This is a genomic window from Testudinibacter sp. 'clade 2', from assembly GCF_006227735.1.
Taxonomy (GTDB): Bacteria; Pseudomonadota; Gammaproteobacteria; order Enterobacterales; family Pasteurellaceae; genus Chelonobacter.
This window is the reverse complement of sequence record NZ_VDHB01000033.1, coordinates 1-9,254: the sequence shown is the minus strand read 5'-3', so window position 1 is coordinate 9,254 and position 9,254 is coordinate 1. Positions and strand designations below refer to the sequence as shown.

At 42.1% G+C, this 9,254-nt stretch carries 11 protein-coding genes, 5 tRNA genes and 1 pseudogene; 9 read left to right on the top strand and 8 right to left on the bottom strand.

All coding sequences use genetic code 11. The features are described 5' to 3' along the window. The 4 genes and pseudogenes from FHQ30_RS03540 to FHQ30_RS03525 form a co-directional block, all read left to right on the top strand. A pseudogene (locus FHQ30_RS03540) lies at positions 1–460 on the top strand (SlyX protein); the annotation flags it as partial. 119 nt (positions 461–579) lie between these two features. Beyond that, positions 580–801, top strand: a complete 222-nt coding sequence (locus FHQ30_RS03535) for a helix-turn-helix transcriptional regulator (RefSeq protein WP_139612151.1) — start codon at positions 580–582, stop codon at positions 799–801. Further along, entirely contained in the window at positions 798–1,148 is a 351-nt protein-coding gene (locus tag FHQ30_RS03530; protein WP_139612150.1) for a PM1773 family protein, read from the top strand. The genes FHQ30_RS03535 and FHQ30_RS03530 overlap by 4 nt, the downstream gene beginning before the upstream one ends. Continuing rightward, positions 1,145–1,492 carry a hypothetical protein gene (locus FHQ30_RS03525; protein WP_139612149.1) on the top strand — a complete coding sequence of 116 codons (348 nt, stop codon included), beginning with the start codon at positions 1,145–1,147 and terminating at the stop codon, positions 1,490–1,492. The genes FHQ30_RS03530 and FHQ30_RS03525 overlap by 4 nt, the downstream gene beginning before the upstream one ends. A 321-nt stretch (positions 1,493–1,813) precedes the next feature. Here FHQ30_RS03525 and FHQ30_RS13210 read toward each other — a convergent pair whose 3' ends face one another. Continuing rightward, on the bottom strand, positions 1,814–1,990 hold the full coding sequence (locus FHQ30_RS13210; protein ID WP_176552681.1) for a hypothetical protein: 177 nt from the start codon (positions 1,988–1,990) through the stop codon (positions 1,814–1,816). Between the two features lie 133 nt (positions 1,991–2,123). On the opposite strand from FHQ30_RS13210, the gene FHQ30_RS03520 reads away from it, so the two are divergent. From FHQ30_RS03520 to FHQ30_RS03500, 5 genes are read left to right on the top strand one after another with little or no spacing between them, the layout of a single operon-like run. Beyond that, positions 2,124–3,071 carry a host cell division inhibitor Icd-like protein gene (locus FHQ30_RS03520; protein ID WP_139612148.1) on the top strand — a complete coding sequence of 316 codons (948 nt, stop codon included), beginning with the start codon at positions 2,124–2,126 and terminating at the stop codon, positions 3,069–3,071. Further along, the gene (locus FHQ30_RS03515; protein ID WP_139612147.1) at positions 3,064–3,321 is read left to right on the top strand and encodes a hypothetical protein; all 258 of its coding nucleotides are present in this window, start codon (positions 3,064–3,066) and stop codon (positions 3,319–3,321) included. The genes FHQ30_RS03520 and FHQ30_RS03515 overlap by 8 nt, the downstream gene beginning before the upstream one ends. After that, complete coding sequence (locus FHQ30_RS03510; protein ID WP_139612146.1) at positions 3,314–3,532, top strand: hypothetical protein; 219 nt, start codon at positions 3,314–3,316, stop codon at positions 3,530–3,532. Before FHQ30_RS03515 ends, FHQ30_RS03510 begins: the two co-directional genes overlap by 8 nt. Further along, entirely contained in the window at positions 3,525–3,902 is a 378-nt protein-coding gene (locus tag FHQ30_RS03505; protein WP_139612145.1) for a hypothetical protein, read from the top strand. Before FHQ30_RS03510 ends, FHQ30_RS03505 begins: the two co-directional genes overlap by 8 nt. After that, positions 3,895–5,703 carry a DNA primase family protein gene (locus FHQ30_RS03500; protein ID WP_139612144.1) on the top strand — a complete coding sequence of 603 codons (1,809 nt, stop codon included), beginning with the start codon at positions 3,895–3,897 and terminating at the stop codon, positions 5,701–5,703. Before FHQ30_RS03505 ends, FHQ30_RS03500 begins: the two co-directional genes overlap by 8 nt. A 575-nt stretch (positions 5,704–6,278) precedes the next feature. Here the strand turns inward: FHQ30_RS03500 and FHQ30_RS03495 are convergent. The 7 genes from FHQ30_RS03495 to FHQ30_RS03465 form a co-directional block, all read right to left on the bottom strand. Next, complete coding sequence (locus tag FHQ30_RS03495) at positions 6,279–6,968, bottom strand: CPBP family glutamic-type intramembrane protease (RefSeq protein WP_267963873.1); 690 nt, start codon at positions 6,966–6,968, stop codon at positions 6,279–6,281. A gap of 126 nt (positions 6,969–7,094) precedes the next feature. Then, positions 7,095–7,181 (bottom strand) — tRNA-Leu (locus tag FHQ30_RS03490). A 25-nt stretch (positions 7,182–7,206) separates the two neighbouring features. Further along, positions 7,207–7,281 (bottom strand) — tRNA-Gln (locus tag FHQ30_RS03485). A gap of 39 nt (positions 7,282–7,320) precedes the next feature. Then, positions 7,321–7,395, bottom strand: a tRNA-Gln gene (locus tag FHQ30_RS03480). A 26-nt stretch (positions 7,396–7,421) separates the two neighbouring features. Continuing rightward, positions 7,422–7,506: transfer RNA gene (locus FHQ30_RS03475), tRNA-Leu, on the bottom strand. A 12-nt stretch (positions 7,507–7,518) separates the two neighbouring features. Then, positions 7,519–7,595 (bottom strand) — tRNA-Met (locus FHQ30_RS03470). Between the two features lie 176 nt (positions 7,596–7,771). Further along, complete coding sequence (locus tag FHQ30_RS03465; protein WP_139612143.1) at positions 7,772–8,995, bottom strand: ROK family protein; 1,224 nt, start codon at positions 8,993–8,995, stop codon at positions 7,772–7,774. Positions 8,996–9,254: the final 259 nt, after the last annotated feature.

The following is a 9,254-nucleotide window of genomic DNA, read 5'->3' as shown; positions in this document are numbered from 1 at the left end:
CTCAGATATAACAATGAGTACTGGAGAAGACTTTTACTTTCACATTCCAGTTTGTGAAAATAGGACAGAATTATATTTAGACGATATTTGTATATTACACAATGATTTAATTACATTCTTAGAGTTATTTTCGGTAATAGATAAAAGCTATGATCAAGTTGAAGATATTAATCGGCTAACATCTAAACTGAAAGAGCAGGAAAGTATCATTATTGAAAAGGACAAAAAAATAACCGAACTAAAATCACTATCTGAAAAAACTCTAAACCCTAAAACAGAAAATAGCTATTTGAATATTATTGCGGCATTGCTTGAAACCACACTGGAAAATAATGTTTTTGGGAGTCAGAATAAACTAATTGAGCATTTATCATCTAATTACCAAGGCTATATAGGTTTATCTGAAGCTAACTTAAGAAAGCAATTCGCAGCAGCCAAACAAAGCCTAAAAAATCTTTAAACTAATCTATATAGATCGCTATTCGGTCTATATAGACTGAATACCCTTTCCGCATTCCATAAAATACCTCTCGTAACGTTACGCAACACCACGAAACAAAACGGACGAGAGGTTATTTAATGAAAGTACAACCACAATTCCCCCAAAAAAACCAAGTATGGATCAGCACTGCCGAGGTTATGGCAATGCTTTCCTTTGGGCGTACTAAACTCAATGAGTTAGTCAAAACAAATCAATTTCCGCAGCCTATCCGCTTGACCAGTAACTTTATCCGCTGGGATTTAGCCGAAGTCAACGAATGGATCGAGCAACAAAAAGCCAACCGAGGAACAATCCAATGACCCGATTAATGACCGTGGCCAGAGCCTTAATTGTTAATCCGCATATCGGTATTAGCGAAAAGGAATCCTATTTCAATTGCCACTTTCTGAATGCCAGAAATGAAGTGAACGAAATCGAGAGAACCTTAGATATTGAGATTGAGCGAGTTAAAGAGAAAAGCGAAGCCGGGCGGTATTACACCCGTTATTTATTGGGAAGTGCCGAACAAATCCACAAAGTTGCCGAGCTTTACAACGCAAAATTGAAATATCAACAGCAACACAACAAGAAATATTTGGAGCTGGTGCCCATTACCGGCAACGAAATTCAACACGCCATTAACTTATTAGGAGTAAAACAATCATGAACCAAGAATTAACCGAAGAACAAGAAATTCGCGCGCTACCGATATTGATTACACGCTATAAAAATCAATATCCGTATTTTACCTTTAGCTATGATGAAGAGCTTGGCTTTTTCCATGCGGTACATTTGGGTAACCGAAAGTTTTTCATTGTTGCTTCACAAGTAGAAACATTTGAAGAGCTGGCGGATATTATCGCCGTACAGCAAACCACAAGTAATATTCCGTTGCTGGTGGACTTCATGGAGGTGAATTTATTAACCGTATTTAATCGGACACTGAAAACCGTTCACCGCACCACTAAAAAACCGAAACAGAAAAAATCACTGCTTGGCGCTTTCCATTAACCAATAAAAAAGGCTGGAATCACTCCAGCCTATTCTATAGGACTATAAGCATATGCCTAAACTTATAATCATTTTCACAACTACGAACTTGATACATTGCCAGCTCACAATGACGGATTTATTTTCACAAAGTAGCTCAAAGGCTATCTATATGAATTTAAATCATGAATATCTTATCAAACATGAAAATTATTGCAATGGTTTTCTTTTGGTGGGTGTGTCCAAAGTTTGGCATACCCCCCTGAGCCGTTGGAATCTCCTGAAATATCAGGAAATCACTGTACAAAACTCAATTTTGAGGTTTGCTTTAAAATCAGCCTCTTACCCTTTCGGCTCAATGCCACGGGAGGAGAGTTCTTTGCGTAAAATTCGTTTAATCCACGTTGCTAGCGAGTTATCGCCGTCAATTTTGGCTTGCTCTTCCAACTGCTGGCGAAATTCTTCAACTAGCCTCATTTGGTATTGTTTAGATCTTTTTTCTTCTTTTTTGGTTGACATTGTAATTACCCCTAATTATGATGATATTCAATGTAATTACAGTATAATCACTATTACAAAAACAAACAAGGCTCTGATAGTGTTCTCAGCACTAAAAGAGCCTCTAACCAACCATCTTACCGAGGATAAGACTATGGCTAAGCCAGATTATACCCGAAAAACTATTAGCGCCCAAACGTTGGCAGCAGTATCAGCCAACGGCGGACACCCTACCAATATTCAAAAATGTGACCCAAATCACTTTACAAGTGACCGCACTTTAGGTTATTTTGTTCCCGCAGTCGCAAAATCGGCTGCCGAGCGTGACAACTCGAATAAATTATCAACGGCGCATAGCACGCCTAACAATGCGTGTTTTTTTATGCGTGAAATTCGCACACCCAAAATAGATCCATCTTGTGATTTATTCTCAATGGTGGCGTGCGATGGGCAACGTTCAATCGTTGGCTGTTTTCCGTTGATAGCAGTTTGTCACCCCGTCGCACGTTACCGCCCAAGCGTGACAAGTAAAGCGGTAACTCTCAAGCAATTTATCAACGGAGTTACAGCCATGATTTATTTATTTATCGGTATCAACCGCACCGACACCACCAATCAAATCCACCGTTTACGCATTGCCGCCACCAGCGAGCAACAGGCACGAGCGATATTAGCCCGTGATTATGTGTTGTGCTTTGCCGGACGAATCAACCGCACTTTAACTACCTCTGGATTGACAGCCGCCAAGAATGCCGTTAGTATTTCCAACGTTGAGGCTACTCACCTCGACAAAGATACAGCTAGAACCGGACACCGCACCCGACAGACTTGCGGATTTTTTATACTTCAAATTCCTACACGTGGACTACTACCCCACGCACAAACCGAATTTGCGGTACAGATGACAGGCGGAAATAAGGCGAGCAATCGCACGAATAACGCCGGCAGTGTTCTAGCTGTAGTTGAGTCTGTATCGCACCCTATGGGCGGTACATCAATACTAACTAAACTAGGACAATCCATCATGAAAACCCAACCAAACACCGCCACACATGCGCCTATTGCCCTTTCTGCTGACGTTCAGGGGGTGGCTTATGCGTAATTTCACCACCACCCAAAAAATTCATTTTCAGCTTGAAGCGGCAAAATCCAGTGCGGCAGATCTTGAGCAGTCGGAAACATTACTAAACGTATTAAGAAATCGCACAACGTTAGAGAAAATTGAATATTGCGAATGGAAAGCGCTGTTAAGGCTAGCAGAAAATTCAATTGTTGAAATCAAAGACAATTTATGTGACAGACTGGCACACATTGAAACACTGCTTACCGCAGAGGGGGCAGAAGATGAATAAGATCACATTTGACTGGAACGAATTTGACAATTTAACGATAGAGTTAAATCAACTTGTCGCCTTACTGAACTTAGCAGCTTTGGGGTTATCAGTAGAATATCCATTTCAAGCCAACGCCATTTCAGCGATTGAAAATTCCCTAAATCACGTTTGCGAAGAGTTACACCAAAAACAACAGGGTGCAATGCGTGCGGGGGTACAGCATGGCTAACACTACTCAACAATCTAAAACCTGTTTCATGCTTAGAGCGTTCTTTAATCACGGCATGGCGGGAGAACTGAGCGGATCAGTACCTCTTATTCTAGGATTTTACAAAACCGACAAGAGCGCCGAAGATTTTGCTAAATTTGCGCGGCGGTTGTTGGCCGGCTTTCAATCACACGAAGTTATTCCACTGAACGGCCATCCGATAAAGTGGCAAATAACCGGAATCACCGCTGCCGGCAAACAATACAAGCTCACCTTATGCGATAACCATTATCAAGCCTTAGAAGAGACTAAGACGCTAATCAATCGTTATCAGTTTGAAGAAGTTCGCATTCAACGCCTTGATTTAGGTAAAGAGGTTATCAATGGCTAGATTAAAAAATGCACCGCACTTAAAAGATCAGCCGAACACGCCACTACATGAAGCAGTTATTCTTGTCGGTGGTGGTGCTTGGCACGCTTACGGCAAAGACGGCAACGGGGTGGGCTGGCAGGTACTGGCAAAACAGATCAACGATAAAGACGGCATTAAGCCGGTGATTATCGGCAATGAGCAATTGGCAGAACTCCACCGCTTACGAATTGCCAAAGCAGATCAGAAAATTATCGGCTTATACCAATTTGGCGAAGTATCACAACAGCAGATTACCGCACTTTGTCATAACCTAGCCAAGCATACCGAGGCGGATAAAGTCACACTATGCGATAACGCAGGACAGTTAAATGAAGATTTAAGCGATTACATCGCCCGCATTCGTGCGGGTGATACCGTGGCGGCGGTGGTGGCGGAAAATGCCACCGCTGAAATTGATCTTCATCACGCCAGCGATGACGATAAAGTTAAAGCGTTCCTAGGGTGGCATGATTCCCCACTAAGACGTGATATTACCTTAGGCAAAACCTACCAATACACCGGCACAGTGTGGGAAGAGGTTGCCCAAGAGCGGTTAGAGCGCAAAGCGCTTGCCTTTTATCGTGATAAAAAATCAGATTATAAAATCAATACGCTAAGAAAACTGGCGGAGCTGATCACGCTAAGCATTGATGAAATGCCGATAGAAAGCATGGATTATATCGGCTTCACGAATGGTGCGCTGAATAAAAAGACCGGTGAATTCATTGCGCATAATCCTGATTTGGGATTGCGCCTGATTGATAACTTCCCTTGTAATATTACCAGCAAGGCAACACCGCACTTTAATGATTGGCTAAATTTTGCCACCAGTGGCAGCCAAGAAAAGAAATCCGCTATTTTGGCAGGTTTATACATGATCCTAACCAATCAACACCATTGGGGGTTATTTCTTGAAGTCACCGGCGTTGGTGGTGCCGGCAAGTCATTGTTAGGGGAAATCGCCGCCACACTTAGCGGACGAGGCAACAGCGTGATCATGGCAATTAAAGATTTTGACAAGCCTGAGACCCGATCGTTATTTATCGGAAAGTCTTTTGCGTACTCCCCCGATCAAAAAGACTACAGCGGCAGCGCAGACGGCTTAAAGGCATTCACTGGGGGCGATGTGATGACGGTTAAATTGTTGTATAAAGATCCGTTTGATTATAAACCAGCGGCTAACTATATGATGATCACCAATAACCCGATTTTGTTCACTGACAGAAACGGCGGTATCGCACGCCGCCGAGTGATTATTTCCTTTGATAAGCCAATTCCAGAAAGCAAAAAAGATGTGAACTTTATTGATAAAATAAAAGGTGAAATTTATGGTATTGTTCACTTGCTGCTAAACCGTTTTCAAGATAACCCGGAAGAAGCCCGCAAGATATTAGAAGCATTTCGAAGTCATTCAGACGGACTTAATATCAAGCAGAAAGCGAATCATCTGATCGATTTTGCCTCAGCTTTTAAGGTGGTGCCGATAAATGAAAACGATTCGCCAAGAGATAAGAACGCTAAAATCAGCGGGCTTTATTGGGGCAGCGGCACCAGCAAGCGCAACGCAGATAGCGCACTTTATCAAGCCTATCTCAAATATTGTGATTGCCAAAATTACAACCAGCGCTTAAGCCTGTTATCGTTCAAGCAAGCACTGCCGGACGCATTGAAAGAAGCCGGGCAAAAAGCCACGCTAGAAGAGCGCAAGAAGGACAATGCGCAGCTCACTAATATTTACTGGAAAGACCGCCACGCCACGTTTGAAGAGTGGGAGGGATAACAGAACCAACAACACAGAAAGGGCTTAACCGCCCTTTTTTGTTGCCGTCAAAAAGTAGTAGCTGTTTTCAAAACAAAAACAAGGTACTTTTCATCTAATCAGCCAACTACTGGCAATAAATAATTTTAATATCAATAAGTTAAATAAGATTCAGACTAAAATAGTAGATAAGGAGCTAACCCCCCCATAAAAATTTTATTTTTTTATTTCGATTTTTTTTATTTTTCTGTCATTTCGATTTTTTATTTTTGACCTAAATTTTTTGTACTCTCGTTTGTACTCTCAAGCAAAACTGAATTGGGTAAACCTCAGTATTTACGCAGTTTACAGCGATCAATTCAGATGTCGCCAGCAAAAAACATATCGTTACTGTTCGTAACTTATCGGAAAGCCTAGAGAATACAAGCCTCTAGGCTTTTTTCTTGTTCGTAGCTTACCGTTTCTTTTCGTCTTAAATCGGACTTTTTGTGTAGTACTCGAATAATACCGCCGTTATCGATAAGTGGTAAAGCACCATCACAAACGAGTACTGTGGGATTATTTGATCACTACTACATCATGCTAGACAAAGGCAATTAGATAATCCTATCTAGGTAAGTCAGAATCCCAACACCGAATACATCACTAAGCGCATGTGCTAGAAAGAAAGGGAAGAGATTTTTTGGGCGTATGGTTTTATAAAGAAAATAATAACTGCCACCTAAAACTAAGGCGATGCCAACAGCCGCTGCTTGCCCTTGGTAGGTGTGAAAAGCATAGCGAATCAACAAGGCGTATAGAATAAATAACCATCGTTGATGTCGAGCAACGGCTAGGCAAATCCCTAAGAAAAATATTTCTTCATAAAAACCATTTAATGCCGAATACAGCAAGAGGGAGAAATCTATCTTAGGCAATGCTGTAGAAGCACTTGATAGTTCTACACTCGCTTCACTTACTGGAAATGGAATAACGTAAGACCAAGCCATAAAAAACACATCCATTGCTAAGGCAACGGCTAAGAAAATCCCGATTCCTTGAGCAACAGATTTTAAATTGATCGAGATGGTCCATTGGGCAAAATTAAAGTTGCGTAGTCGAAGATAACACATTGCAAGGGCGAGTAATACAGCCTGAACACCCAAGTTATCCCAGTTCATATTACTAGTGAATTCGATTTCTTCCCCAAGTTGTTTATCTGCTAAATCCACATAATTGATGAATGAGTTATAAATAGCGATAGAAAACATAATAATAGTAAGGACTAATACATCCCACCAAGTCAAGTTGGTAAGTTTCTTATTATGATGATTTATCACGTTACCTCGGTAAAATTAATAGCAGGATTCTATAAATAAGTCTTTAACATGCTACAAAAAATTAGACTATTACAGGATTTAAATAAGAAAAGATGGTGCGGAAGGGGGGACTTGAACCCCCACACCCGTTAAGGCTCTAAGACCTGAACCTAGCGCGTCTACCAATTTCGCCACTTCCGCAATTTGGGTTGAATTTTTTGTTTAATGGCTGGGGTACTAGGATTCGAACCTAGGAATGCTGAGATCAAAACCCAGTGCCTTACCGCTTGGCGATACCCCAATAAAACAAAAATTCGGTTATTTGATATAGATTAGTCGATGGCTGGGGTACTAGGATTCGAACCTAGGAATGCTGAGATCAAAACCCAGTGCCTTACCGCTTGGCGATACCCCAATCTATGACATTGCAAAGCTGATGAATGGTGCGGGAAGAGGGACTTGAACCCACACACCTCGCGGCGCCAGAACCTAAATCTGGTGCGTCTACCAATTTCGCCATTCCCGCGCAAATAAAATATGGTGGCTATGACGGGATTCGAACCTGTGACCCCAACATTATGAGTGTTGTGCTCTAACCAACTGAGCTACATAGCCATTCAATTATTTCTGCGTTCACCTCATCGGTTTTGCGGGGCTAATTATGCTAATATCGCCCTTACTCGTCAACCGTTTTTTATTAAAAAAGTGCTTTTTTAATTTATTCGGACACAGATTGAGCAGTTTACTTGCTATTCGTGCAATTTACCAGCAAAAATTATTCAGCGCTTAATTTAGTCTTCTAATAATTGCACCAATAACTCACCGTTCCAAAGCGCACGTTTAATCAGGGCAAAAGCGCCGATAATGTCGTCGTGAGCCAATTCTGAGGCTTCAAGTGCGGTATTTTGCACAAAATCCGACAATGCCATTGCTTGTAGCGCTTTTTCAATCGCCGGAAAAAGCACCTGTTGTGCTTGCGTTATTTGCCCGGAAAGAATAATTTTCTCCGGATTTAACACGTTGATACACACTGCCAATACTTGCCCGATATATTTCCCGATCCGTTGAAACAATTCCACCAGTAGTGGATCGCCTTGATTCACCGCTGCACAAATGGTATCCAGATTACAATTCTGCAAGGTTACGCCATTGCAATGATGCCCTTGTTGCAGCAACTCACGCACACTGTCTTCAATTGCTTGATTGCTAACCAGCGTTTCCAAGCAACCGAAATTACCGCACTTGCAACGCTTGCCGAGCGGATCGACTTGAGTATGCCCGATTTCACCCAGATTATTTTTACTGCCGCTAAACAGCTCACGATTTAAGATGATGCCGGCGGCAACGCCACGATGAATACGCAGCAACAGCGAATCGCTGGTTTCACGAGTTTTGCCAAAATAGGATTCTGCCAATGCCAACGCCCGTACATCATGCCCGATAAACACCGGAAGCTGGATCAACTGTTGAATAGATTCTGCCAGTTTCCATGGTTTTTGTAGATTAAGCTGTGGCATAAAGCGAATCGTGTTGCTCTGTTGATCCACAAAACCGGGGACCGTAATGCCACAGGCGATGATCTGATAATCATTCTGCTGCAATTCTGACAGCGACTCACGAATGTGCTTCAACAAATATTGCTCCAGTTGTTCAACTGTCTGCTCGGTTTGCAGCTGATATTTGCGTTTAAACAGTACTTCAGTTGCCAGATTCATTGCCGCGATCGTGACACTGGTGCGCCCCAAACGGATCAAAAGGCAGACGAAGTTCTGTCGTTCCGCCACAATCGAGGTTGCCCGTCGCCCACCGGTCGATTGTTGCTGCGCCACTTCTTTAATTAAACCTAAGCGCAGCAGATTGCGAGTGATTTTGGTGACACTAGCGGCAGCTAAACCACTCATTTCCGACACTTGAATCCGTGATATCGGCCCGTGTTGATCGATCAAACGGTACACCAATGCACCGTTTGCTTGTTTCACAAAATCAACATTCACTATTTGTATTTGTTGGTTCATCACTGTCCCTGTTTTGAGTACACGCGTGCTATTTTATATCCTATCGCTAAGCGATTGATACTGTTTTAGGGTCTGTTGATCTTTGTTTATATTTTGAGTTGTCGTTTAAAATGAGCACAATCTAGGCGTAAGCCGAAATCAATAGCGGAACTATTGATGAGGATTACAACGAAGAGTGTGCTCATTTTAAACACAATCCGAAGGACTATGCCTCTTTTTTGCCATTACGGCGTTAAAAGCCGTTCGTTTAGAATCACTA